The organism is Kribbella sp. NBC_00359, from assembly GCF_036097425.1.
Taxonomy (GTDB): domain Bacteria; phylum Actinomycetota; class Actinomycetes; order Propionibacteriales; family Kribbellaceae; genus Kribbella.
The window spans coordinates 1,766,359-1,790,026 of record NZ_CP107975.1 but is presented as its reverse complement, the minus strand read 5'-3'; the positions used below and the strand labels follow the sequence as shown (position 1 = coordinate 1,790,026).

General features: G+C 68.9%; 20 protein-coding genes. 8 read left to right on the top strand and 12 right to left on the bottom strand.

Features of this window, described 5'->3' with window-relative positions; all coding sequences use genetic code 11:
- Nucleotides 1-18: 18 nt before the first annotated feature.
- Nucleotides 19-636: a TetR/AcrR family transcriptional regulator gene (locus tag OG876_RS08670; protein ID WP_328524270.1), complete on the bottom strand. Its 618-nt coding sequence runs from the start codon at nucleotides 634-636 to the stop codon at nucleotides 19-21.
- A gap of 92 nt (nucleotides 637-728) precedes the next feature.
- Between OG876_RS08670 and OG876_RS08665 the strand changes: the two genes are divergently transcribed.
- Together OG876_RS08665 and OG876_RS08660 are read left to right on the top strand one after the other, a co-directional pair.
- Entirely contained in the window at nucleotides 729-1,880 is a 1,152-nt protein-coding gene (locus OG876_RS08665; protein ID WP_328524269.1) for a phosphatidylinositol-specific phospholipase C1-like protein, read from the top strand.
- Nucleotides 1,881-1,887: 7 nt separating this feature from the next.
- Nucleotides 1,888-2,337, top strand: coding sequence for an OsmC family protein (locus OG876_RS08660; RefSeq protein ID WP_328524268.1), 450 nt, complete (start codon nucleotides 1,888-1,890; stop codon nucleotides 2,335-2,337).
- Nucleotides 2,338-2,568: 231 nt separating this feature from the next.
- On the opposite strand, the gene OG876_RS08655 is transcribed toward OG876_RS08660, so the two are convergent.
- Nucleotides 2,569-2,691, bottom strand: coding sequence for a hypothetical protein (locus OG876_RS08655; protein ID WP_328524267.1), 123 nt, complete (start codon nucleotides 2,689-2,691; stop codon nucleotides 2,569-2,571).
- A gap of 61 nt (nucleotides 2,692-2,752) precedes the next feature.
- Complete coding sequence (locus OG876_RS08650; protein WP_328524266.1) at nucleotides 2,753-3,916, bottom strand: FUSC family protein; 1,164 nt, start codon at nucleotides 3,914-3,916, stop codon at nucleotides 2,753-2,755.
- A 57-nt stretch (nucleotides 3,917-3,973) separates the two neighbouring features.
- Between OG876_RS08650 and OG876_RS08645 the strand changes: the two genes are divergently transcribed.
- Nucleotides 3,974-4,477: a DUF5709 domain-containing protein gene (locus OG876_RS08645; RefSeq protein ID WP_328524265.1), complete on the top strand. Its 504-nt coding sequence runs from the start codon at nucleotides 3,974-3,976 to the stop codon at nucleotides 4,475-4,477.
- A gap of 3 nt (nucleotides 4,478-4,480) precedes the next feature.
- Here the strand turns inward: OG876_RS08645 and OG876_RS08640 are convergent, their stop codons facing one another.
- A complete protein-coding gene (locus tag OG876_RS08640; protein ID WP_328524264.1) occupies nucleotides 4,481-5,806 on the bottom strand; it encodes a cytochrome P450 in 1,326 nt (441 codons plus the stop codon).
- Between the two features lie 86 nt (nucleotides 5,807-5,892).
- Nucleotides 5,893-8,907, bottom strand: a complete 3,015-nt coding sequence (locus tag OG876_RS08635) for an alpha-mannosidase (RefSeq protein WP_328524263.1) — start codon at nucleotides 8,905-8,907, stop codon at nucleotides 5,893-5,895.
- 220 nt (nucleotides 8,908-9,127) lie between these two features.
- On the opposite strand from OG876_RS08635, the gene OG876_RS08630 reads away from it, so the two are divergent.
- Nucleotides 9,128-10,174, top strand: a complete 1,047-nt coding sequence (locus OG876_RS08630) for a TAXI family TRAP transporter solute-binding subunit (RefSeq protein WP_328524262.1) — start codon at nucleotides 9,128-9,130, stop codon at nucleotides 10,172-10,174.
- A 154-nt stretch (nucleotides 10,175-10,328) separates the two neighbouring features.
- Here the strand turns inward: OG876_RS08630 and OG876_RS08625 are convergent, their stop codons facing one another.
- Together OG876_RS08625 and OG876_RS08620 are read right to left on the bottom strand one after the other, a co-directional pair.
- Complete coding sequence (locus tag OG876_RS08625; RefSeq protein WP_328524261.1) at nucleotides 10,329-11,669, bottom strand: sensor histidine kinase; 1,341 nt, start codon at nucleotides 11,667-11,669, stop codon at nucleotides 10,329-10,331.
- Between the two features lie 36 nt (nucleotides 11,670-11,705).
- Nucleotides 11,706-12,371 carry a response regulator transcription factor gene (locus OG876_RS08620; protein ID WP_012918592.1) on the bottom strand — a complete coding sequence of 222 codons (666 nt, stop codon included), beginning with the start codon at nucleotides 12,369-12,371 and terminating at the stop codon, nucleotides 11,706-11,708.
- Between the two features lie 118 nt (nucleotides 12,372-12,489).
- On the opposite strand from OG876_RS08620, the gene OG876_RS08615 reads away from it, so the two are divergent.
- On the top strand, nucleotides 12,490-14,514 hold the full coding sequence (locus OG876_RS08615) for a TRAP transporter permease (protein ID WP_328524260.1): 2,025 nt from the start codon (nucleotides 12,490-12,492) through the stop codon (nucleotides 14,512-14,514).
- On the top strand, nucleotides 14,511-15,488 hold the full coding sequence (locus OG876_RS08610; RefSeq protein ID WP_328524259.1) for a TAXI family TRAP transporter solute-binding subunit: 978 nt from the start codon (nucleotides 14,511-14,513) through the stop codon (nucleotides 15,486-15,488). The genes OG876_RS08615 and OG876_RS08610 overlap by 4 nt, the downstream gene beginning before the upstream one ends.
- Nucleotides 15,489-15,660: 172 nt before the next feature.
- On the opposite strand, the gene OG876_RS08605 is transcribed toward OG876_RS08610, so the two are convergent.
- Nucleotides 15,661-16,317 carry a hypothetical protein gene (locus OG876_RS08605; RefSeq protein WP_328524258.1) on the bottom strand — a complete coding sequence of 219 codons (657 nt, stop codon included), beginning with the start codon at nucleotides 16,315-16,317 and terminating at the stop codon, nucleotides 15,661-15,663.
- A 208-nt stretch (nucleotides 16,318-16,525) separates the two neighbouring features.
- Here OG876_RS08605 and OG876_RS08600 point away from each other — a divergent pair, with 208 nt between their 5' ends.
- A complete protein-coding gene (locus OG876_RS08600; protein ID WP_328524257.1) occupies nucleotides 16,526-17,101 on the top strand; it encodes a cysteine hydrolase family protein in 576 nt (191 codons plus the stop codon).
- Between the two features lie 48 nt (nucleotides 17,102-17,149).
- On the opposite strand, the gene mgrA is transcribed toward OG876_RS08600, so the two are convergent.
- Both mgrA and OG876_RS08590 read right to left on the bottom strand, forming a co-directional pair.
- Nucleotides 17,150-18,184: an L-glyceraldehyde 3-phosphate reductase gene (gene mgrA, locus OG876_RS08595; RefSeq protein WP_328524256.1), complete on the bottom strand. Its 1,035-nt coding sequence runs from the start codon at nucleotides 18,182-18,184 to the stop codon at nucleotides 17,150-17,152.
- Between the two features lie 99 nt (nucleotides 18,185-18,283).
- Complete coding sequence (locus OG876_RS08590; RefSeq protein WP_328524255.1) at nucleotides 18,284-19,909, bottom strand: phosphotransferase family protein; 1,626 nt, start codon at nucleotides 19,907-19,909, stop codon at nucleotides 18,284-18,286.
- An 89-nt stretch (nucleotides 19,910-19,998) separates the two neighbouring features.
- Here OG876_RS08590 and OG876_RS08585 point away from each other — a divergent pair, with 89 nt between their 5' ends.
- Nucleotides 19,999-20,622, top strand: a complete 624-nt coding sequence (locus OG876_RS08585; RefSeq protein WP_328524254.1) for a flavin reductase family protein — start codon at nucleotides 19,999-20,001, stop codon at nucleotides 20,620-20,622.
- A 424-nt stretch (nucleotides 20,623-21,046) separates the two neighbouring features.
- Here the strand turns inward: OG876_RS08585 and OG876_RS08580 are convergent, their stop codons facing one another.
- A complete protein-coding gene (locus OG876_RS08580; RefSeq protein WP_328524253.1) occupies nucleotides 21,047-21,913 on the bottom strand; it encodes a phosphotransferase family protein in 867 nt (288 codons plus the stop codon).
- Between the two features lie 731 nt (nucleotides 21,914-22,644).
- Nucleotides 22,645-23,637, bottom strand: coding sequence for a hypothetical protein (locus OG876_RS08575; RefSeq protein ID WP_328524252.1), 993 nt, complete (start codon nucleotides 23,635-23,637; stop codon nucleotides 22,645-22,647).
- Between the last annotated feature and the right edge of the window lie 31 nt (nucleotides 23,638-23,668).

Genomic DNA, 23,668 nt, shown 5'->3' with positions numbered 1-23,668 from the left:
TTTCCGCCGCACCTGCCGTCACGACGGCAGGTGCGGTGACAGCAGGTTGTAGAGGACCGGACGGCCTTGGGACAGGACGTACTCCGCCTCGTCCAGGGGCAGCCGGTCGGCCAGGTGGGCCAGGGATTCGCCCATGGTGATGCTGAGGGTGACCGCCAGGCGGAACTCGAGGGTGTCGCGGGCACCGAAGCGGGCAGTGAGGAGTTCGGCGAACTCGCCCGCGTGCTGGTCGTCGAACTCGCCGGGCTTGGATTCCAGGTCGGGGTCGCCGAGGCCGCTGAGGACGACGGCGCGAAAGCCCGGGTCGGTGCGGTGCATCTCGCGGAAGGTGTCGAGGGTGACGTCGACGGCCGCACGCCAGCTGGTCACCGACGCCAGCCGGTCGCGGACCGCCTCGATGTAGCGGGCCTGGTTGCGCCGCTCGATCGCCTGGATCAGGCTGCGCTTGTCCGGGAAGTACCGGTACACGCTGCCGACCGCGATCTCGGCGCGCTTCGCGATCCCGCTCGTGGACGCGGCGTCGTACCCGCGCTCGACCACCTCGGCGCAGGCTGCGTCCAGGATCCGCTCGACCTGCCGGCTGGCCCGGTCCTGCGTCGGCGTCCGGCGCAAGGGATACGCCCCCGATGTCACCATGTTGCTCATTGTCCATGCTTCGGGGGGACAATGTTGCCACCTTCCTGTGACAGATTGCCGTCAATCGGTGTCATCCACAGGAGGGGAACGACATGCGCTTGAGCAGAACAGTGGTCGCCGGCCTCGCGTCCACCGCGGTCGCGGCGTCCGGACTCGCGGGTACGGCGATCACCCGGCACGAACCGCACACCGCCGCGGGGAGCAGCCTGCGTCTCAACCAGATGCAGGTGGTGGGCTCGCACAACTCCTACCACCGTGAGCTCAGCCCGAACGAGCAGAAGGTCCAGCAGCAGCAGAACCCGGGCTCGGTCGACCTCTGGTACTCGCACGCCCCGATCAGCCAGCAACTCGAGGACCAGAACGTCCGGTCGCTCGAGCTCGACCTGTTCCCCGACCCGCAGGGCGGGCTCTACACCTACCCGCTGATCCGGAAGCTGACCGGCCAGGGTCCGTTGACCGACCCGGCGATGGCGCAGCCCGGGATCAAGGTCATGCACATCCCGGACTTCGACTACAACACCAGCTGCGACACGTTCGTGCTCTGTCTGCGGCAGGTGAAGACCTGGTCCGACCAGCACCCGAATCACGTGCCGATCGCGATCAACCTCGAACTCAAGCAGTCCGACCCGAACGTAGTCGCGGCCGGCGGCGTGAAGGCGCCGCCGTGGGATGCGGCGAACCTGGACAGCGTCGACACCGAGATCCGCTCGGTGTTCTCCGCGGACGAGTTGCTCTCGCCGGACGACGTACGCAAGCCCGGCCTGACGCTGGAGCAGTCGGTGCTGACCAAGGGCTGGCCGAAGCTGAGCAGCGTCCGCGGCGAGGTGATGTTCTACTTCGACAACGGCGGACCCGGTGAGATCCGCGACATCTACACCGCCGGCAAGCCGAACCTGGAGGGCCGGGCGGTCTTCACCCGCGGTCCGGAAGGCGCGCCGGACGCCGCGGTCACCGAGGTGAACGACCCGCGTGGCGCAAACCAGGCCGAGATCCAGCGGCTGGTGACGAAGGGCTACCTGGTCCGGACCCGGTCGGACGAGCCGATGGCCACGATCCGCGACAAGGACTACACCCGGCTCGGGATCGGGCTGGCCAGCGGCGCGCAGTGGGTGACCACGGACTTCCCGGTCGCCGGGATGGCCGCCCGCTACGACAGCGACTTCGTCGCCAAGCTGCCTGGGCACACTCCCGTACGATGCAATCCTGTCACGGCGACCGCCAAGACGGCCGTATCGGAGGGTTGAGCTGAGCATGTCGGAGCACGTGGTCGATGTCAGTTGGAGTCGCGGTGAGCACGAGTTCACCTACGACGTCTACAACCGCGACCACGAGTGGCGCTTCGACGGCGGGATCACCGTGCCCGGCTCGGCCAACCCGACGTACCTCGGCAACCCGGGCCCGGTCGATCCCGAGGAGGCGTTCGTGGCGGCGCTGTCGTCCTGCCACATGCTCACGTTCCTCGCGATCGCGGCGCGCAAGCGCCTGGTCGTCGACGCGTACGACGACCACGCGGTCGGCGTGCTGGCGAGGAACGACGCGGGCCGGCTGGCGATCACCCAGGTGAGGCTGAACCCGAAGATCGTCTGGGCCGGCCCGGAGCCGGACGCGGAGGTGCTGGAGCGGATGCACCACCTGGCCCACCAGGAGTGCTTCATCGCCAACTCGGTCACCACCGAAGTAATCGTGGCCAACAGCAACTAACCTCTCACCTGCAAACAAAACCACCCGCCGGTCCGGCCTGAGCCTCGCGCAAGCGGCGTCAGGACAGCCGGCGGGTGGTTGGGGTGCACCCCTGTGGTGGTGCACCGGACGGATCCGGCGGCGCCTCGCACGGGGCGCCTCTGCGTTGGTGTGCGACATCCGTGCGGTCTAGCTCGGTGGGCAAGACCGTCCGGGTGCGCTGCCGGGATCCGTTCGTCCGGTTCGCGCCAGTTACTGCTCGGCGGCGGCGTCGCTCCGGTCGTCTGTGGTCTGGGAGGTCGTCTCGACGACCTGCTCGTCACCGGGCAGGCCCTGCTCGGTGGCCATCGCGGTCATCAGTCGGTGGATCGTCATGCCGGTGAGACGCGCCCCGACCCCGGCTATGACGGGAATCCGGCAGATCTTTTGGTGTGAGCTACTTCTCATCCAGCCCGTCGAGGCGGAGGGGGACGAGTTTGCGGGCTTCGTCGTACGTCGTCCCGGTCAGCTCGAGCAGGTCGACCACGGTGGACCGGATCTGGGCGAGCACCACGACCGCCGACAGTCCGGTCGGCGGCGGCATCTCCGCCGTACGGCGGCCGAGCTCGCCGAGCACGCGGTGCGCGGCGACGTCGGCGTGCGGTTCGAACAGCGACTCGCCGATCAGCCGGGTGCCTTCGGCCAGGCGTTCGAGGAGCTGGGGATATTCGGCCGGCATCGCCTCGTCGCGCCAGACGGACACGGCACAGCGCCGGACGAGGACCCGGATGTTCCGGATCGCGCGATCCAGGGGTACGACGAGGTCGGCGATCTCCTGGACCCGGCCACGGTGCCGGCGACGGAACGGCGACAGCCGGACCACCGCGACGCCCTCGTTGGCGGCGCTGCGCAGGTCGTCGAGCAGTGACTCACTGGCGCGGGCCCGGCGCAGCGCGTCGCTGACCGCGTCCTCCGCGCGCGATCGGAGACCGTCGGCGGTCTCGACCAGGATCTCGGACAGCTCGTTCAGCACCGCGGAGGCCTGCTGCCGCGGACGGCTGATCGCCGCGGCCGGGGCGATCGTGGCGGCGGCCAATGCGACCAGACCGCCGACCACCGCGTCGATCCAGCGGCTGAAGCCGGCGCTCGGGTTCGGCAGCAGGGTGGCGACGAGCGCGGCCTGAACGCCTGCCTGGGTACTCATCAGCGTGCCCGCGCCCAGCAGGAGGGCGATGCTCATGGCCAGTGCGACCACGAACACGATCTGGGGGACCCCGGTGCCGAAGATGCGGACGAACACGTCCCCGACCCCGACTCCGACCGCCACCCCGACCATCAACTCGGCGACCCTGCTCAGTCGCTGACCGAAGCTGAACCCGAGGCAGACCATCGCCGCGACCGGCGCGAAGAACGGTTGCGGGTGGCCGACGACGTACCGGGCGATGGCCCACGCCACGCCGGCGGCGAGGGCGCACTGGCCGATGAAGAAGGACCGGCTCCGCAGGCGGTCCACCCGGCGGCGGATCGAGTCGCGCGAACGGCGGGCGGCGTACGGCGCGATGTCGTCGCGCAGTTCCCGCAACTGGTCCAACGTCAACCTGACCGGATCCACCTGCCCCATTCTGCGGCACAGGCCCTCCGGCTTGCTTCGGCCGCGCCCGGAGGTCAAGGTTGCTGCATGACCGAGAACAACCGTGAGGACTACGGCAGCTACAGCGTCGACGACGAGGACCAGCTGCAGGCAGAGGACACCCTGAACGACCGGGGTGTGGACGATCTGCTCGACGAGGGCTACTCGCCGCCGGAGAAGTGGTCCGCGGGCGAAGGATTCGGTACGACGGCCGACGAGGCGCTGGAGGGTGAGACGCTGGACCAGCGGATCGCCCAGGAGGAGCCGGACGTCGACCCGTACGCCGAGGACGGTGAGGACGTCGGCGGTCCCGAGGTCGGGGTGCAGCGCTCCGGCCGCCTGGTCGCTCCGGACGAGGGCGCGCACGACGACGCGGACGACGAACTGGTCGCCGAGGACGTCGGCTTCGACGGCGCCGCGGCCTCCGCCGAGGAGGCGGCCGTCCACGTCGTCGACGACGAGGACTCCTTCGAGCTCGAGGACGACGACGAGGAGGACCTGGAGTCCTACGAGAACGTCGACCTGGGCGACGTCGGCGACCCCGAGGACTGAGTCTTACCTGGGCGTGACCCGCACGACGGAACCGCGGCGCGGGACCAGAGTGACGTTCTTGGCCTGAGCCGGCTCGGGCTTGGGGTCGGGAGCCTGGAAGTCGTAGGCGGCGAGCGCGGCGCGAAGGATCTCGGTGCCTTCCATCAGGGAGAAGCCTGCTCCGATGCACCGCCGTGCTCCGCCGCCGAACGGGATCCACGTCCCCGGCGCCGGCGGATCGTCGGACAGGAAGCGCTGCGGCCGGAAGTCCATCGGCAGCGGGAAGTGCTCCCCGTCGCGGTGCACGAGTCCGATCGCGGCCATGATCGTCGTACCGCGCGGCAACCGGTAACCGGCGACGTCCGCGGTCTCGGTCAGCCGGCGTCCGACCTGGTACACGACCGGGTGCAGCCGCATCGCCTCCTTGACGATCGCCTCCAGCTCGTCGTCGGCATCGGCGTCCGCGGCCCGCTGACCGAAGGCCAGCTCCTCCGGGCGGCGGGCCAGCTCGTGGAACGTCCAGGCCAGCGCGGTCGCGGTCGTCTCGTGCCCGGCCAGCAGCAGCGTGACCAGCTGGTCCCGCAGCTCCTCGTCCGTCCAGTTGCCTGCGGCAAGCAGTCGGGACAGTACGTCGTTGCGTCCTGCCAAGTTCCCGCGGCGCCTGGCGATCTCGTCGTACAGGATCTCGTCGACCTGCTGCTGGGTGGTCAGGTAGGTCCGCCACGGCCGGATCCGGAGCAGCGCCGGGTAGAACCCGCCGAGCATGATCACCGGCGACACCGAGACGATCTTGTCCAGCAGCGGCCGGAGGGTGTTCAGCCGGTCGGTGTCCGTCACGCCGAAGATGACCTGGAGGATGATCTCCAGGGTCAGGTTCCGCATCCGCTCGTGCACCTTGAACGGCGTGCCCACGGGCCACTTGGCGACCTCGGCGCGAGCCAGTTCGTGCACCATCCCGGCGTACCCGCGCAGTGCCTGGCCGGAGAAGGCCGGCATCAGTTGCCGGCGCATCCGGACGTGGTCCTCGTCGTCCAGGAGCAGGAGCGAGTGCGAGCCCATGATCGGTTCGAGGACCGTGTTGCCCTCGCCCGCATGCATCACCGACGGCGGGCTGCCGAACACCTCACGGATGTGGTCCGGCCGGCTCAGTACGACGCACACGCGGCGGGACGGGACCAGGCGGATCGTGAACACGTCGCCGTACTTGGCCCGCATCCGGGGGAAGAACGTCCGGCGATGACTCGCGAACAATACGGTCTGGGCCAGCGTGGGCCATCGCGGACCGGGCGGCAGCGTGCGCGCCGTCTGCCGGTCGAGCGTCCGGGAACCGAGCAAAGGTGTCGGAGCCATGGCTTCACGCTACGTCAGGCCGGTGAACACCGGGCGTCGAACTGCGGAAGGGCCGCCCCGGTCGGGGCGGCCCTTCGCGGGGTGGATCAGGAGCGGGTGAAGCGCAGCGTCAGGATCTGGAACGGGCGGAGCTCGAAGGAGACTCCGTTGTCCCGCAGGTCCCGGTCCGCCAGGTGGCGCTCGAGCAGGTCGACCTCGGTCACCGACGCCGCGCCGAAGGACGGCGTGACGGTGGCGCGCGAGCGGCCGCCGGAGGACTCGTACAGGCGGACCACGACGTCGCCGGACCGGTCGTCGGCCAGCTTGATCGCCTCGACGATCACGTTGTCGTTGTCAACGGCAACGAGTGGCTCGACCCCGCCGGCTCCGGTGACGACCCGCTCGGGCAGGTTGATCCGGTAGCCCTCCTCGATCGCCTCGGGGATCCCGGCGCCGGCCACCAGCGCGTGGTTCACGGTGTGCACGCCCTGGTCGGTCTTCGGGTCGGGGAACCGCGGCGCCCGGATCAGCGAGGTCCGGATCGTGGTCGTCGTCCCACCGTCCTCGCGGGCGGTCCGGTTGATGTCGTGGCCGTACGTCGAGTCGTTGACCACGGCAACGCCGTACCCGGGCTCGCCGACGTGCACCCAGCGGTGCGCCGCGATCTCGAACTTCGCCGCGTCCCACGAGGTGTTCTGGTGGGTCGGCCGGAAGATGTGCCCGAACTGGGTCTCCGACGCCGACCGGTCGGCATGCACGTCGACCGGGTACGCCGCCTTGAGGAACTTCTCGGCCTCGTGCCAGTCGACCGTGGTCTCGATGTCGACCCGCTTCGCGCCCGGCCGCAGCCGCAGCGTCTGGGTCACGCTGGACCGGCCGAACGACCGCGTCACCACGACGGTCGCGACACCCTCGACGGTGCTGAAGTCGACGCTGTCGACCTCGGTCACGTCGCGGACGTTGTTCTTGTAGAACGAGTCGACGTCCCAGGCGTCCCAGTGGTTCGGAGTGTCCACGTGCAGCTGCAGAAGGTTGCCCGCGGCACCTGGCGCGATCACCTCGCGCTGGGCCTCGACGTCGTACAGCGAGGTGATCAGACCCCGCTCGTCGATGGTGACCCGGAGCAGCCCGTTGTCCAGTACGCCGTCCTGCACGGTGACGGACTGGCCTTCGCCGGCGGCGACACCGGCACCGAGGCCGGCGATCCCGCTCCGGCTGTGCGGCGCGGCGTTGAAGACGATCTGCGCCGAACCCTCGCCGGCTAGCGCCTGCTGGGCGGTCGCGATGATCGCCTCCAGCTCGGCGGCGAGCTTCGCGTACGTCGCCTCGGCCTCGCGGTGCACCCAGGAGATGGACGAGCCCGGGAGGATGTCGTGGAACTGGTTCAGCAGCACGGCCTTCCAGATCCGGTCCAGGTCCTCGTACGGGTACGCGTCCAGCTTGCCCGCCACGACGGCCGCCGCGGACCACAGCTCGGCCTCGCGGAGCAGGTGCTCGCTGCGCCGGTTGCCCTGCTTGGTCTTGGCCTGCGAGGTGTACGTCGCCCGGTGGATCTCCAGGTAGAGCTCACCCGACCACACCGGCGCGTGCCCGGCGTACTCCTCCTCGGCGGCCGCGAAGAACTCGGTCGGGGACTCGATCGTCACCCGCGGCGAGGACTCCAGGTTCGCCACCCGGCGCGCGGTCGCGACGAACTCGCGGGTCGGGCCGCCACCGCCGTCGCCGTACCCGAACGGGACCAGCGACCGGGTCGCCGCGCCGTTCTCGGCGAAGTTGCGCTGCGCGTGGGCGAGCTCGCGGCCGGACAGGTCGGAGTTGTAGGTGTCGATCGGCGGGAAGTGGGTGAACACCCGGGTCCCGTCCAGGCCCTCCCACCAGAAGGTGTGGTGCGGGAACTTGTTCTCCTTGTTCCAGGAGATCTTCTGGGTCAGGAACCACTTCGACCCGGACAGCTTCACCAGCTGCGGCAGCGCCGCGGTGTAGCCGAACGAGTCCGGCAGCCAGACCTCCTGGGTGTCGATCCCGTACTCGTCCAGGAAGAACCGCTTGCCGTGCACGAACTGCCGGGCCAGCGCCTCGCCGCCGGGCAGGTTGGTGTCGGACTCGACCCACATGCCGCCCACCGGAACGATGGTGCCGTCGGCAACGGCCTTCTTCAGCCGCTCCCAGACCTCCGGGTAGTTGTCCTTCACCCAGGCGTGCTGCTGGGCCTGCGAGAACGCGAAGACGAGCTCCGGGTACTCCTGCGCCAGGGTGGCGACGTTCGAGACCGTCCGGGCCACCTTGCGCCGGGTCTCCCGCAGCGGCCAGAGCCAGGCCGAGTCGATGTGCGCGTGCCCGACCGCGGACAGCTGGTGCGCGCTGGCATGCGCCGGCCGGCTCAGTACGTCGGTCAGCTGCGCGCGGGCGTCCGCCGCGGTGCCGGCGACGTTCTCGTAGTCCAGGGCGTCCAGCGCGCGGCTCAGTGCCCGCAGGATCTCCCGGCGGCGCGGCTCCTGCAGGGACAGCTCCTTCTGCAGGCTGTCGAGCGCCTCGAGGTCGAGGATCAGGTCCCACACCTCGGCGTTGAACACGGCCAGGTCGGCGCGAGTCAGCGCGTAGATCGGCGTCTCGCCGAGCTTGGCGCCGATGTCGGTCTTCGCATAGGCGTTGTCGAGCGGGATCTCCGGGTTGGCGGCCGCCTCGACGTAGAACTCGATGGTGTCGCCAGGCGAGGCCGCCGTACCGTCGGGGCCGAGGATCGACAGCGGGGCGTAGGTCTGCCGCGGGTGCAGACCCTTCAGCGGTACGCCGGACGTGGTGTGAACCAGGCCCTCCGCGGAGAACCCGGGGCCGCCGCTGAAGCCGAGGTCGATGACGGCCTCGATCTCGCTGCCGGCCCACTCGGCCGGCACCTGCCCGCTGAACCTGAACCACGCGGTTCCCCAGGCCGGACCCCACGGCAGGCCGATCGCGGCCGGCTCGAAGGTCTGGGCGAGGGCCTCGGCGGGGGACACCGGCTCACCGGGGGCGTGCCACACCTCGATGTCCAGCGGGACCGCCGCGCCGTAGATCGCGGGGCGGATCCGCTCCCGCAGGGCGCGCTGGAGCCGCTCCTCGATGAGTTGACGGTCGTCGTGCACGAAATCATCCTCCGGGGGGTTGGGCCGTGCCTTGTCGCGCGACCCACGCGGCCGCTGCATGACAACGCTGTCACACCCACCCCTAACCCGTCCAGACGCAGTCCAGGTAGCTTCCGCGGTCGGATCGCCACCCGCCGGCGTCGTACCTGCGGGTAGCGGTTCGGTTGCAGGCCGCGGCTCGGCTACCCCGGAGCACCTCTTGTTGTCTAGGTTGTCCTGCATGGATCGCCCCCGCCTGCTGACCCCTGCCCGGCCGACTGGGATGACCCGGCGCAGCGTGCTCGGTCTCGGTGCCGCCGCCGCGTCGTCCCTGCTGCTGCCCGGCTGCTCCCGCGGTCGTGCCGACGAGCCGGCCCCGGCCGGGTCGGCGACGTTCGCGACCGGCAACGAGGGCGGTGTCTACGCGACGTTCGGCGCCGCCCTGAGCGGGCTGGTCAGCGAGGTCACCGGCATGGAGCTCAAACCGATCATCACCAACGGGTCGGTGGACAACCTGATGAAGGTGGACAGCGGCAAGGCAGACCTGGGCTTCTGCACCTCGGACGCCGCGCTGGCCGCCTACGAGGGCACCGGGATGTTCGACAGCGGCCGGCTGAAGTTCACCGCGCTGGCCCGCGTGTACGACAACTACGTCCACTTCGTCGTCCCGATGGCCTCGCCGGCGTCGACGCTCGACGATCTGAAGCCGGACCCGAAGAAGCCGGACAAGAAGCGCATGGTGGTCAGCGTCGGGCCGTCCACGTCCGGCACCAGGGTCGTCGCGGACCTGATCCTGGCCACCGCCGGCATCACGGTGACCAAGCGGTACCTGACGCTCGAGGAGTCGGTCAAGCAGCTGAAGGACAAGGCCGAGGGGAAGAACCCCAACGGGATCGACGCGATGATCTGGAGCGGCGGTGTTCCGACCGACCCGATCAAGGCGCTGCAGACGTCCATCGGGTTCCGGCTGCTCGACATCGGTGCGGTGGCCGAGAAGATCGCACTCACGCGGTTCGGTGGCTATGTGGTGTCGTCGATCCCGCCGTCGCAGTACGGGCTCGCCAGCTCGGTGCCGACACTGGCGATCCCGAACTACCTGGTGGCCACGCCGAGGCTGTCCGACTCGTGGGCCTGGTGGACGGTCAACACGCTGTTCCGGCGGCAGAACGATCTGGTCAACAGCAACCACCCCGAGGCCGGTTCGCTGGACCCGCGCTCCGCGATCGCGACGATGCCGATCCCGCTGCACCCCGCCGCGGAGCGCTGGTACCGCAACAACCACATCTGAGCTCTACACACATTGCCGCGCCTCCGGCGCGGGGGTCGTGGGGCCTCGACTCCCGGCCTTCCTCGTCGCTTCAGTCGCTTCGCTCCCTACGCTCCTCAGTCCAGGCCGGGAGGCCCCACGACGGCGCGCCGGAATGTTGCCTGGAGCGGCACGCTCAGACCTCGTAGTCGTCGATCAGGGGGACGCGGACCTCGATCACCAGGCCACCGCCGATCGGCGGACGGGCGACCACGCGGCCGCCGACCCGGGCCGCCTCGGAGCGGACGATCGCCAGCCCCAGGCCGGTGCCCGGCATCTCCCGGTGGTGCGCGCTGCGCCAGAACCGCTCGCCGACCTTCTTCAGGTCGCGCGACCCGAGCCCGAGCCCGTGGTCGCGCACCGACATCACCACTTCGGTGCCGTCCCTGGTGACCGAGACCTCCACCGGCGGAGCGCCGTACTTGGAGGCGTTGTCGAGCAGTACGTCGAGGATGTCGTCCACCTCGAGCTCGGGAGCGACACCGCCCGGGACCATCTCGCCGATGATCAGCTCCAGGTCGTCGGCGGAGTACACGGCCTTCCAGCCGACCAGCCGCTCCTTCACGGCCTGGGCCAGGTCCAGCGGCTCTTCGTTGCCCTCGGCATCGGCTCCCGGGCGGTCCGAGCCGGCCAGCCGGGACAGCCGCTGGACGATCCGGCCGAGCCGGTCGATGTCGCTGAGCGCGAACCGAGCGGTCGGCGACAACCGGGACAGGCCCTCGATGTGGATCCGGGCCGAGGTCAGCGGCGTCCGCAGCTGGTGCGACGCGTCCGCGACGAACTCACGCTCGCGCTGCCGGGCCTGGTGCAGGCTCAGCGCCATCGAGTTGAAGCTGTCGCCGAGCCGGCGCAGCTCCGGGGCGCGTCCGTCGGTCGACACCCGGGTGTCGAGGGCGCCGCGGGTGATCTGGTGGGTCGCGTTGTCGAGGTCCTTCAGCGGCCGCAGCACCCAGCGGGTGATCGGCCGGACGATGCCGATGATGATCGCGCCGATGCTGATCAGCAGGCCGCCGAGAAGCAGCAGCAGGCCGCTCTGCACCTGGTCACGGGCCTTGTCGGTCGGCACCCGCAGTACGGCGGCACCGAGCACGCTGCCGTTGTTGACGACCGGGCGGGACACCACCATCTCGCCGGAGCGCCACGGCCACAGCGGTGGCGGCTCGGCCGGCAAGCGGCCGGCCAGTGTGCTGTGCAGTGCGGCCTCGATGTCCGGTTCCTTCACGTTCACGCCGGACACCGAGGTGGCGATCACCCGTGAGTCGGCGTCGACGACGAATACCGGGGTGTTGTAAAGCTCGTGGTAGCGGACCGCGAGCTCACGCAGGTTGGCAATGTCGCCGGTCTGCAGCGGGGACTCCGCCATCGTGGCGAACCAGTCCGCGTCGTTGCTGCGGGACAGGAACAGCGTGCGCGACGTACTCGTGGCGATGTAGTTGGCCAGCGGTACGACGGCGACGATGGCGAGTGCGATCACCATCGGAACGAGGGACTGCAGCAGGCGACGGCGCAACGGTCAGTCCGAACCCAGGCGGTAGCCGACACCGCGGATCGTCTGCACCAGCTCGGGCCGGCCGAGCTTGGCACGCAGGCTGGCCACGTGCACGTCCATGGTCCGCGACGACGCCTCGAACACGGACTGCCAGGCGTACAGGGCCACCTGTTCCCGGGGGACCACCCGGCCGTGGTGAGCGGCCAGCACAGCTAGCACGTCGAACTCCTTGCGGGTCAGACTGATGGGCTTGTCGGCCACCTGTACCGTCCGGGCCTCGATGTCCACGGTCAGGTCGCCGACGGTCACCCGGGGGCGGGGTTGCAGGAGGCCGGTACGACGAAGTACAGCATCGATGCGGGCCAGCAGCTCGGAAATCGCGAACGGTTTCACCACATAGTCGTCGGCGCCGCTGCGCAACCCGCGGACCCGGTCGGCCGCCTCGCCCCGCGCGGTCACCGCGATCACCGGGACGTCGGAGACCGTCCGGATCTGCCGGCACACGTTGATACCGTCCCCGTCCGGCAGTCCGAGGTCCAGCAGGACCAGGTCGCCGGGGTCCGCCGCGAGGGCGTCCGCGGCTGTCCGGACATGCGTCACCATCAGGCCGTAGCGCCGCAGCGCAGGTATCAGGGCATTGGCGATATCGAGATCATCCTCGACCAACAGAATCCGTACCGCGCCACTCATGCGGTGATCGTAGGCCAGGAGACGCTCATGTGTGTCAGATCTTGGTAAAGACGTAATCACGTGACTCCACGCCGTGTTCGCCGATATTAGCCTTCCGAACACAGGAGGGAACCGATCGATGACTGTCGGTATCGGCACGGGGGGTGGCTTGACCACGCCCTCCGAGGAAGAGCTCGCCGAGTACGAGCAAGAACGGCCTGCTCGGCGGCTTCGGCCTGTCCTCGACCTGGCGATCGGGGTCTGGTGCGCGATCATCAGCGTCGGCGTGCTCGCACAGGTGTTCTTCCCATTACCACAAGGCACGCAGTTTTACCTGGTGATCTTTCTCGCAGCGGTCTTGCCGATCACGCTGCTGTGTTACCGCGGTTGGAAGGTCCCAGCGTTCCTCAATCCGCTCAGGAATCGAGCCGGGGACGACCCGAGTATCACGGACTGGATCCTGGCCGCCGTCGCGTTCGCGGTGTGCATCTACCCGCTCTTCGACTTCGACGGCTATCTGGAACGACGGCAGACGCCGACCGGGCTCGATGTGGTGGCGGGCGCCGTACTGCTGATCCTGCTGCTCGAGGCGTGTCGCCGTACCACTGGCTGGGTGCTGCCGGTGTTCAGCCTGGTGTTCATCGCCTACGCGTACTACGGCGGCTATCTGCCCTACACGTGGTCGCTCGCGCACCAGGGCTTCAACTTCGACGCGATCATCGCGCAGTTCACGATGGGCACGGCCGGGTTCTACGGCACGCCGTTGAGTGTGGCGGCCAGCTACATCGTGCTGTTCACCATCTACGGCGCGGTGCTCGACTACTCCGGCGCCGGCAAGTTCTTCATCGACCTGTCCTTCGCCGCCTTCAAACGCAGCCGCACGGCGCCCGGCCGCACAGTCACCCTGGCCGGCTTCCTGCTCGGCAGCGTCTCCGGTTCGGGTACGGCGACCGCCGTGTCGCTCGGCACGGTGTCGTGGCCGATCCTGCGCCGGGCCGGCTACCCGGCCGAACCGGCCGGTGGAATGCTCGCCGCCTCCGGCATCGGCGCGATCCTGTCGCCGCCGACGCTCGGCGCGGCCGCGTTCATCATCGCCGAGTTCCTGCAGGTCTCGTACCTGACCGTCCTCGGGTACGCCGTCATCCCGACGATCCTGTACTACCTGGGCATCCTGCTCGCGATCGAGATCGACGCCCGCCGGCACGGGACCACGTCGGCGGAGACCTCCTCGGATTCGGCGCTCCGGTTGCTGGTGCGGTTCGGGTACCACTTCCTCTCGCTGTTCGTGATCATCGGCTTCATGGCGGTCGACGTACCGCCGTTCAAGGCCGTGGTCTACGCGGTGATCATCCAGTTCGCGCTGTCGTTCCTGGACCGCGAGCACCGGCTCACCGCCGGGCGGCTGTTCGAAGCGCTTGCCCAAGGCACCCGCTCGGTGCTGCCGGTGGCGGCGACCTGCGCGACCGCCGGGGTGATCGTCGCGGTCACCACCCAGACCGGCCTCGGGCTGAACCTGGCCGAGATCATCGTCGGCGCGGCCCGTGGACTGACCGACAACCACACCGTCGTACTGATCCTGACCGTGGTGCTGTCGGGGCTCGCCGTACTGATCCTCGGACTCGCAGTGCCGGTGACCGCGTCGTTCATCATCGCCGCGGTGATCATCGCGCCGGCGCTGGTGCAGCTCGGGGTGACACAGCCCGAGGCCTACATGTTCATCTTCTACTACGCCGTCCTGTCCGAGGTCTCGCCGCCGACCGCGCTGGCCGCGGTGGCAACGGCCGCGATCACCGGCGGCAAGGTGATGCCGACGATGTGGCAGGCGTGGAAGTACACGCTGCCGGCGTTCCTGGTGCCGTTCGCGTTCGTACTCACCGACAACGGCGCACACCTGCTCGGTCAGGGATCGTTCGCCGGCATGGTGTGGACGACGCTGGTGTCGATGCTGGCCGTCGCCGCGCTCGCGGTGGTGACCGGAGGCTGGATCGTGGTCGCGGCGGGTTGGCTCGAACGCCTGGTGAGCGTACCGGCCGCGCTCCTGCTGCTTTACCTCGCGCCCGTAACCATCGCGGCCGGGATCTGTTTGCTACTTGTTGCCGTCGTCATCAATCTGGTCCGGCGGCAACGCCAGACCGGCCGCCCGGAAGGATCCGTCGCCCCATGAGAATCCGTGGCCTCCCCGCCGCCGCGGTGGCGCTCGCCGCTGTCGTCTCGCTGGTCGCCTGCGGCGGCCAGCGCGAACCCACCGGTTCCGGTACGGCGGCCGGCGGCCGGCTGACCATTGCCACCGGCAACACCACCGGTGTCTACTACCAGCTCGGCGGTGCGCTGGCGTCGGTGATCTCGCAGAAGGTCTCCGGCTACCGGGCGACCGCCAGCGAGACGGGAGCCTCGGTGCAGAACGTGCAGGGCCTGGCGGCGGGGAACTACGACATCGCGTTCTCCCTCGGTGACACCGCGGCCGACGCGGTCAAGGGCGTGAACAGCTTCAAGGCGCCGCAGGACGTGGCCGCGCTGACCCGGCTGTACAACAACTACACGCAGGTCGCCGTCCGCACTTCGGCCGGGATCACCTCGATCGCCGACCTGAAGGGCAAACGCGTCTCGACCGGCTCGCCGAACTCCGGCACCGAGGTGATCGCGCGCCGGCTGCTGGAGGCGGCCGGCCTGGACCCGGCCAAGGACGTCACCGCGCAGCGGCTCGGGCTGCCGGAGTCGGTGGACGCGATGAAGTCCGGATCGATCGACGCGCTGGTCTGGTCCGGCGGACTGCCGACCGGCGGCATCACCGATCTGACCACCAGCCTGGGCAAGGACGTGAAGCTCTTGCCGATCGTGGATCTGCTGCCGAAAATGCAGGAGAAATACGGGACCGTCTACACCCAGGCGCCGATCCCGGCGGCGACGTACACGCAGCCGGCCGACGTGGCGACGATCGTCGTTCCGAACGTGCTGCTGGTGCGCAAGGACATGAAGGACGACCTGGCCGAGCAGCTCACCAAGGTCATCTACGACAACCAGGACGCGCTGGTCGCGGTGAACGTGGCGGCCAAGGGCATCACACTGGAGAACGCCGGCCAGACCGACCCGGTGCCGTTGCACCCCGGCGCGAAGAAGGCGATCGACGGACTGAAGTAGACCACGGACCGTCCTCCTCCGCACACCAGGCGCAGCGGGGGAGGACGCAAAGGGACCCACCTTCGCACACCAGGCGCAGCGGAGGTGGGACCATGCCGGCCCCACAACCAGGCGCAGTGAGTGCCGGCAGACCGGGCCCGGCCCTTCGGAGGCATCCGAGGGCCGGGCCCGGTCACTTCTGCTGGTCGTCCTCCGGGGACATGGGAGTGCCGTACAGATAGTGCGAGAGCGCGGAGTCGCGCTTCGGGTGGGCGTGGTACTTGATCGGTACGACGCGTCCCTCGGCGCTGTCCCACGCGGTGTCGGCCATCCGCCACATGCGGTGCGCCATCCGGCCGGCCATCCCGGTGTGCGGGGAGAACGGATGCGCTCGGGTCGGCGCGATCTCCTCGGCCTCGAGGAGCTTCTCGGTCAGCTTGTTCACCTCCGAGTCGTCGAGGAGCTCGGAGATCCGCTGGCTGTACTCCGTCTCCATCGTCTCGTGCCGCATCAGGAGCCGGTCGATCTGCTGCCAGATCTCGTCGACGCGCAGGTCCAGGAACCGGCTGTCGCCGTACTGACGTCCCTTCAGGAACCGCAGCGAGCGCTCCAGTTCCTTCGCGTTGCCGACGTACCTGGTGACCAGCTCCTCGCCGTCGGGCAGGCGGCGTACATGGGGGAGGAGGATATCTTCGGCGGCGGCCAGATGCTGGGCCGCGATCGCGTAGAACCAGTCCGTCTCATGCCTGCGCTCGGGGTGCGCGGCGGCCGGGTCGTGAGCCGGCCCGGCCAGCTCCCGAATCCGGGCATGTTCGTAAGTCAGGGCCATTTCGAGCGTCGAAGCGGTCATGGCAACCACCTCCAGGAGGGTCTCATCCCAGCCTGTGCCCGTCCCTGGAGAACCACAACCACCCGTACTCACTCCGTGACCGACGGGTTCGCCCGACGTCTCGCACGCGGTGACGGTCCGGAAAATGTCGAGCGGGTGCGCCCGGCGCCGTCGTAGGCTGCCGGGCATGGCTGAATCCTTCTTTTGACTCAATCTCCAGCGCGTCGCCGTGGTCCTGATCGACTTCCAGAACGACTTCTGTAGCCCCGAAGCCGCGGGCGACGGACCGGTGACGAACACGAACAATGCCGCCGCGGCCCTGCGGGCGAACGCCTTCGCCGGGGAAGCGGCCGAGCTCGGGGCTCGGGTGGTGTACACGCGTCAGGTTCTCGACCTGGATCGCTTGACGGAGCGCCAGCGCCGCTGGGAAAAGGCCGACGGGCTGTGTGCCGCGGGTACCTGGGGTGCCGAGCTGTTCATCCCGCCGGTGGCCGGCGCCGAGGTGATCGTGAAGGACCGGTTCGACAGTTGGCAGAGTGAGCCGTTCGTCGAGTGGCTGACGGCCGCGGACATCGACGGGCTGGTGATCTGCGGGGTCGAACTGGTGTGTTGTGTGCTGTACGCGATCCTCGGCGCTCAGGAGCGCGGGTACGACTATGTCGTGCCACCCGACCTGGTGTCGGGTCAGGACTTCGGGGACGAGACCGACAATCGCGCCGTACGCGACTTCCTCCGGTACAACCAGCCCGACCGGCTGGTCGCCTCGGACGACATACTCGCCCGCTGGCGAGCCGCGGCTCGCTGACACCTGGGCCCCGCCCGCCTGCGCGAGCAGGCCAGGCGGGGCTGGGGGTCAGGAGTCCGAGCTCTTCTTCCAGAGGTTGATGCCGGCCTCGACGGCGTCGGCGTCGATGGCCTCGAGCTCGTCGGCGGAGAACTTCAGGTTGTGGACGGCGGCGAGGTTGTCTTCGAGCTGCGCGACGCTGGAGGCGCCGATCAGGGCGCTGGTGACGCGGTCGTCGCGCAGAGTCCAGGCGAGGGCCAGCTGAGCGACGGACTGGCCGCGCTCCTTGGCGATCTCGTTCAGCGCGCGGACGTGCTTCAGGGTGTCCTCGGTCAGCGAGTCCGGGTTCAGCGACTTGCCCTGCGCGGCGCGGGAGTCCGCCGGGACGCCGTCCAGGTATCGGTCGGTCAGTACGCCCTGGGCCAGCGGCGAGAACGCGATCACGCCGACGCCGAGCTCACCGACGGCGTCGAGCAGGTCCTCCTCGATCCACCGGTTCAGCATCGAGTACGACGGCTGGTGGATCAGCAGCGGCGTCCCCAGCTCGCCGAGGATGCGCGCCGCTTCCCGGGTCCGATCCGCCGAGTACGACGAGATTCCGGCGTACAGCGCCTTGCCCGAGCGGACCGCGGTGTCGAGCGCGCCCATCGTCTCCTCGAGCGGCGTGTCCGGGTCGAACCGGTGCGAGTAGAAGATGTCGACGTACTCGACGCCCATCCGGCTGAGCGACTGGTCCAGCGAGGCGAGCAGGTACTTCCGCGAGCCGCCGCCCTGACCGTACGGCCCCGGCCACATGTCGTATCCGGCCTTGGTCGACAGGATCAGCTCGTCGCGGTACTTCTTGAAGTCACGCGCGAAGTGCGTCCCGAAGTTCGTCTCCGCCGAGCCGTACGGCGGACCGTAGTTGTTGGCCAGGTCGAAGTGCGTGACGCCGAGGTCGAACGCCCGCCGCAGGATGTCGCGCTGCGTGGTGAACGGCTTGTCGTCGCCGAAGTTGTGCCACAGCCCCAGCGAGATCGCGGGCAGCTCCAACCCGCTCCGCCCTGTCCGCCGATAAGCCATCTGGTCGTCATACCGGCCCTCGGCCGCCACATAGTCAGTCACGGAACCCCAGTCTGCCCCATGGCACAACAAGTGCAAAACCCCTTGTTTTACAGCAGAAATCCCATCGCTGACACCCAGAACCCCATCTTCTTGATCCGTTCAAGTCAGGGTGGACCATGGTGCAGGCGGAGCGGACGCGAAGAACCTGAGGATTCCGAGGACGCGACTCGCGGGTGGTGCAGTCCAGTGCCGTTGCCCGGGCCAGGGGTCGGCCGGCAACTTCCCCAGCGCCCACTCGAGGTGCAACCACACGGTTGCCGCCGCCAGTTCTTCCTCCGGTACGGCGGACTCGGTGTGGTGGACGTACTCGGGAAGGATCGCGGCCACGTGCTCGAGCGGCAGCTTGGCGAAGTCCACCTCCGCCGGAGCCAGCGCCGCGTCACCCCAGTCGATCAGGCCGGTCAGTCGCCCGTCCGGGGTGGCGAGAAGGTTGTGCGCGGCAACATCTCCATGGATCAGCACCTTCGGCCGATCCCGATCGAACCGACCCGCCAACCGCGTGAACCACGCTGCCAGCCATTTCGCCGTACCGAGATCCAAGTAGCCGCGGTCCGCCAGGTCGTCGACCGTCCGCCACGGATCACCCCACCCATCCTCCGGAAGGCCCGGTATCTGGACCCCCTGAGCCCGATGCAACCGCGCCAGTTGCTCCCCCAGCCCGGTCGGCACGTCGATCGGCTCGCTGCCGTGAACCCGCTCCATCACGACGTACGGCGCACCGATCACCGTCCGGCTCTCGTCGTACTCAACGACGGCCGGCGTCAACACACCCGCCGCCCGCGCCACCGGGATCACCGCGATCTCCTTCCGCAAATCCCCCTCGAACCCCGGCCGCGCCACCCGCAAGAACAATCTCTCCCCAACCACAAACCCCCGATTAGCAACCCCACCCACAACCTCCACCACCCCACCAGCCCCCACCCCAAACCGCCGCCCCACCACCCCCACCCACCCCAAAACCACATCCCCCACTCCGTTCGCCCCCGCCGCCCGTCCAGCAACCTCCGCCAGCATCTGCTCCGGCGGCACGTCCGCCGCCTGCTCGGGCGGCACGTCCGCCGCCTGCTCCGGAACCACGTCCGCCACCTGCTCCGGAACCACCTCCGCCACCTGGTCGGCGGGCAGCTCCCGCACCTCCGGGCGCACACCCAGCACCTGCTCCCAGCGTGCGTCCGCCACCTGCTCCGGCGGCACCTCCGCCGCCACCTGCTCGGGCGGCACCTCCGCCAGCGCCTGCTCCGGCGGCACCTCCGCCACCACCTGCTCCGGAACCACCTCCGCCACCTGGTCGGCGAGCTGCTCCCGCACCTCCGGGCGCACGCCCAACACCTGCTCCGGCGGCACCTCCGCCACTACCTGCTCCGGCGGCACCTCCGCCACCACCTGCTCCGGAACCACCTCCGCCACCTGGTCGGCGAGCTGCTCCCGCACCTCCGGGCGCACGCCCAACACCTGCTCCGGCGGCACCTCCGCCACTACCTGCTCCGGCGGCACCTCCGCCACCACCTGCTCCGGAACCACCTCCGCCACCCGGTCGGCGAGCTGCTCCCGCACCTTCGGGCGCACGCCCCTCACCTGCTCCCAGCCTGCGTCCGCCACCTGCTCTGGGGGCGCGTCCGGCACCTGCTCCGAACGCATTCCTCTCACTTGGTCGGCGAGGGTCTTGCGCGTCTGGTCCGGGAGTTTGTCGGTCACATCGGCTGGGGGCTTGTTGTGTTCGTCCAAGCTGTGCCTCCGTGGTTCGCGGGCGATCCGTCGGTTCGATCCTTGTGCCGGGGTGCGGTGGCGTCCACCGGATTTGATGTACTGCGACCGTGCGTGTCGATGTGGATCCGGATGTCGTGGGCCGGCGGGAGTTCTACGCCCTGCTGAATTCCGTGGTGGTCCCACGGCCGATTGCGTGGGTGTCGAGCCGGTCCGCCGACGGGGTGCTGAACCTCGCCCCACACTCGTTCTTCACGGTGTCGTGCGTACAGCCGCCGATGGTCCAGTTCACGTCGGTCGGGCGGAAGGACAGCCTCAACAACGTCGAGGCAACCGGCGAGTTCGTGGTGAACTTCGCCGCGGAACCCTTGTACGAGCAGGTGAACGCGTCGGGGACCAACTTCCCGCCGGAGGTGTCCGAGTTCGAGGCGGTCGGCGTACACACCGAGCCGTCCCGGACAGTCGCCGTACCTCGGGTCGCGGAGTCGCCGGTAGCGATCGAATGCACCCTCCACGCCACCCTCGAACTCGGCGACTGCACCCTCGTCATCGGCCGCGTCCGCCACCTCGCCATCGACGCGTCAGTCATGGTCGGCGATCACCCGGAGATCCAACTGCTCCGCCCCCTGGCCCGCCTCGGCAAAAACGAGTGGTCGACCCTCGGCGAGGTCCGCTCCATCACCCGAATCCGCCACTCCGACTGGCCCGGCCACTTCACACCCCCCACCACCTGACCCCGGCCGCGGGGCTGCCCCGCTCTGACGGACGGGGCTGATGACTTGGTCAGGCTACATTCGCGATCCTGTTCTGTTCCTCGAATTCGGCGGGGCTGCGGTAGCCGAGGGTGCTGTGCAGCCAGGCGCCGTTGTCCTAGCCGATGTACGCCACCACTGCACGCCGTGCCATAGCGCGGGTGGAAGCGCTCCGCCCGGTCAGCGCTCATCTCAGCGATGGTTTGCAGGCCGAGGCGTTCGCCGCGTATTGCGGTAGTCGCCAGAGTGTTGCCACCGATGCCCGTTCGAGCAGCCTCGTGCTCGCCATCGAGTCCCTCGACCTCCATGTGGGGCCGAGAGCCTCGTGCCGGCGATGACGTGGGTTGCAACGGCGACTGTCTTGCCGCTTGGTGCCTTGCCGCTTTCAGGTGAGCTTCGGCGATTTCTACAGATCATCCAGTCGCTTGGACATCGTGTCGAGTGTCGGCCAGGGAGGACCCTCGCGTAGTGCGCGCAGGAATTCGTGTCCGAATCGTCTTCCGTTCGGAAACTGGTCGCCGATATCCCAACGCCACGCTGCGACCATCGCGAGAACGAGCTGCCGGCACTCGTCCAGCAGACCTTGGTCAACGCCCGGGTAGTGCTCGCAGACCGCCTCGGGAACATGGGCGAGATCGAACTCGACGGGTCCACGGCAGCACGTCTCGAAGTCGATGAACAACGGGCCGCTCTTCGTGCTGAGCAGATTGCCTGGATGCGGCTCTCCGTGGAGCAGCTGCTCCGCGGCGCCGCGGTCGTCGATCGCCCGTCGCAGGTTCCGTAGTCTGCTGCTGAGGAACACGCGGTCTGCGTCGGCGAGCTCCGGCGAGAGATCCGGGTTGGCGACGATTTCTTCCGCCTCCGCGATTCGATCCGTAAACCGCGGGCTCGCGACATCAACCTTGCGCATGCCGGCGTGCAGTTGCTCCAGCGCCTTGGCGTAGTCGACTGGTGAGACGTCGGGTGTCACGGGCTCGTAGTAGGTCCACAGCGTCACTGCGAAGCCATCGCGCGTGTACACAAGCGGGTCCACCCGAGGCTCCAAGGCGCCCACCGGGCATCCGACCTCGGCGAGCCGTTGAGCGAGCTCGACTTCGAGCTGTGCAACCTCTTGCCCGACCGGTGCGACCCGGGCAAGGACCTCGCACGGTGTCAGTCGTACTGCCAGCTTGTTCGAGTTGTGAAGAACGATCGCGTCGTTGACTGCCAGGTCGAGCGACGCGGCAATCGAAGTCGCAGCCGCGACCGCACGCGTGACCTCGGACATCTCCATGACTTGGTGAGACTACATTCGCGATCTCTTTCTGTCCCTCGTATTTTCGGCAGGCCGCGGTAGCGGAGATGCGCGGCGGCCGGCAGGGATGGTGGTGTTGCGCCACCGCCTGGACGATTTGCCGCGGACACCGGCCTTGAACGCGGGCGTGAACGAGCGGCGCCTGCGGCGCTTCCCCATGCTTTCCAAGGTCGGACAACCTGCCGGGGACAACCCCTGATGTTGGGTGTCCGTCAAAGCGGGTCGGACCCAGCTGTGTCCGATGTGGGAGTACGTCGGCTTTGCCCCTCCGGCACGCGTCCGGCTCGACCGTGTTCAACAGTTCCTCCTGATCCGTTCCGACGGCTCGATCCCCACCTGCTTCCTCCGTGTGACGCAGGTCCTTCGTGTTCCTTAGCAGGCCCCGCTCAGTTATCCCATGGTTGCTAAGGGCACCTTTCGGCAACCGCTGGTCTGTTGGGTTGCGCGAGTACGTGTCGAAAGCCTTCCGGCGTGGTGTGCTCGTGGGAGAGCGCTCCTGGTCGGCTGATGCCGTCTGTACGGCTGAATGCGTTCCCGCCGTGCCGCCGTGCCCGTTGTCCTGTCCTGTCGCTGCGATGTCGGCGGTGCGGTCGTGCTCGCTGTGTCGAGGTGGTCGGTCAGGTGCTGAGGTGCCGTGGGCCGTGCAGCCGTGCTTTTGCGCAGCCTGGTGGAGGGCTGGACGGCTGGGTGTGTGGGGCCGAGGGGGGCGGTTAGTGCGGGGGTGGTGGGGGTTCGTGGGTGGCTAGGAGTTTGGTTAGGGATTCGAGGTGGGGGGAGAGGCGGAGGGGGGTGTTGTCGGGGGAGGTGGTGGTGGCTGGGTGCCAGGTGAAGGGGCGGTGGCTGGGGTTGGGGTCGGGGCTGGCTTCGGTGGGGGTGACCAGGTGGACTTCGGGGGATAGGGGGCCTGGGTCGTGGATGTGGGAGCGGGCAGCGAGGTTGATGAGGAGGCCTAGGGCGGGGATGAGGGAGAGGTCTTTGATGACGTGGAGTAGGAGGAGGTCTCGGGCGGGGACGGCGGCGAGGAGGCCGTGGGGTGGGTGGTGGTCCAGGTGGAGGGAATCGCGGAGGACGGTGTCCAGGACAAGGGCTCGGGAGGCGGCGAAGGGGGTGCCGGTGACGACGGCGATGCTGATGTCGTCGTGGTCCAGGTACTCGACGTGGTCGGTGAGGCGGCGGAGGTTGGCCAGGCCGTACCGTTCGGCTTGGGGCCAGGTGAGGCCGAGGTCGGGTGGTTCGAGGTACATGGTGACCGTGCCGTCTTTGATGGTGGCGGGGACGGACATCAGGCCGGGTACGAAGTCGGAGCGGTCCTCGCTCCAGTGGGTGGGGAGCGCTTCGCGAGGGACGAGGCGTTGGATCAGCTCTCGTTCGGGGTCTTCGGGTGGAGGCGGCGGGCCGTTGCGGAGGCAGTCGAGGAGTTGGACGAAATGCTCCTCGACCAGGCTCGGCCAGCGTTGCTCCTCGTAGCGCGACAGGGTGCGCGCGAGGTTGCTCAGGCCGAGGACCGGGCCTTCGGCGGACGGCTCGACCGGTACGAGGGCCGCGCCGCCCTCGTAGGCGAGGTCGAGCCCGAGCCGGGTCGCGGCGGTCAGGCCGAGGTGCACCAAGCGCGCGGCCTGGCTGCGGGTCAGAGGGGTCAGGACTGGGTCGGCCCAGTCGGAGTGGTTGCTGTGGGCATATTCGGTGAAGCTGTCGATGGTCATCGGGGCCACCTCCTCGCCAGAGAAAGTACGA

Excerpts from the sequence above, each read along its gene's own strand:
- OG876_RS08650 (WP_328524266.1), bottom strand. The coding sequence starts at position 3,916 with ATGGGGCAGGTGGATCCGGTCAGGTTGACGTTGGACCAGTTGCGGGAA.
- OG876_RS08660 (WP_328524268.1), top strand. The coding sequence starts at position 1,888 with ATGTCGGAGCACGTGGTCGATGTCAGTTGGAGTCGCGGTGAGCACGAG.
- OG876_RS08645 (WP_328524265.1), top strand. The coding sequence starts at position 3,974 with ATGACCGAGAACAACCGTGAGGACTACGGCAGCTACAGCGTCGACGAC.
- OG876_RS08670 (WP_328524270.1), bottom strand. The coding sequence starts at position 636 with ATGGTGACATCGGGGGCGTATCCCTTGCGCCGGACGCCGACGCAGGAC.
- OG876_RS08610 (WP_328524259.1), top strand. The coding sequence starts at position 14,511 with ATGAGAATCCGTGGCCTCCCCGCCGCCGCGGTGGCGCTCGCCGCTGTC.
- OG876_RS08575 (WP_328524252.1), bottom strand. The coding sequence starts at position 23,637 with ATGACCATCGACAGCTTCACCGAATATGCCCACAGCAACCACTCCGAC.
- OG876_RS08640 (WP_328524264.1), bottom strand. The coding sequence starts at position 5,806 with ATGGCTCCGACACCTTTGCTCGGTTCCCGGACGCTCGACCGGCAGACG.
- OG876_RS08615 (WP_328524260.1), top strand. The coding sequence starts at position 12,490 with ATGACTGTCGGTATCGGCACGGGGGGTGGCTTGACCACGCCCTCCGAG.
- OG876_RS08665 (WP_328524269.1), top strand. The coding sequence starts at position 729 with ATGCGCTTGAGCAGAACAGTGGTCGCCGGCCTCGCGTCCACCGCGGTC.
- OG876_RS08580 (WP_328524253.1), bottom strand. The coding sequence starts at position 21,913 with ATGGAGATGTCCGAGGTCACGCGTGCGGTCGCGGCTGCGACTTCGATT.
- OG876_RS08620 (WP_012918592.1), bottom strand. The coding sequence starts at position 12,371 with ATGAGTGGCGCGGTACGGATTCTGTTGGTCGAGGATGATCTCGATATC.
- OG876_RS08655 (WP_328524267.1), bottom strand. The coding sequence starts at position 2,691 with ATGACGATCCACCGACTGATGACCGCGATGGCCACCGAGCAGGGCCTG.
- OG876_RS08630 (WP_328524262.1), top strand. The coding sequence starts at position 9,128 with ATGGATCGCCCCCGCCTGCTGACCCCTGCCCGGCCGACTGGGATGACC.
- OG876_RS08625 (WP_328524261.1), bottom strand. The coding sequence starts at position 11,669 with ATGGTGATCGCACTCGCCATCGTCGCCGTCGTACCGCTGGCCAACTAC.
- OG876_RS08605 (WP_328524258.1), bottom strand. The coding sequence starts at position 16,317 with ATGACCGCTTCGACGCTCGAAATGGCCCTGACTTACGAACATGCCCGG.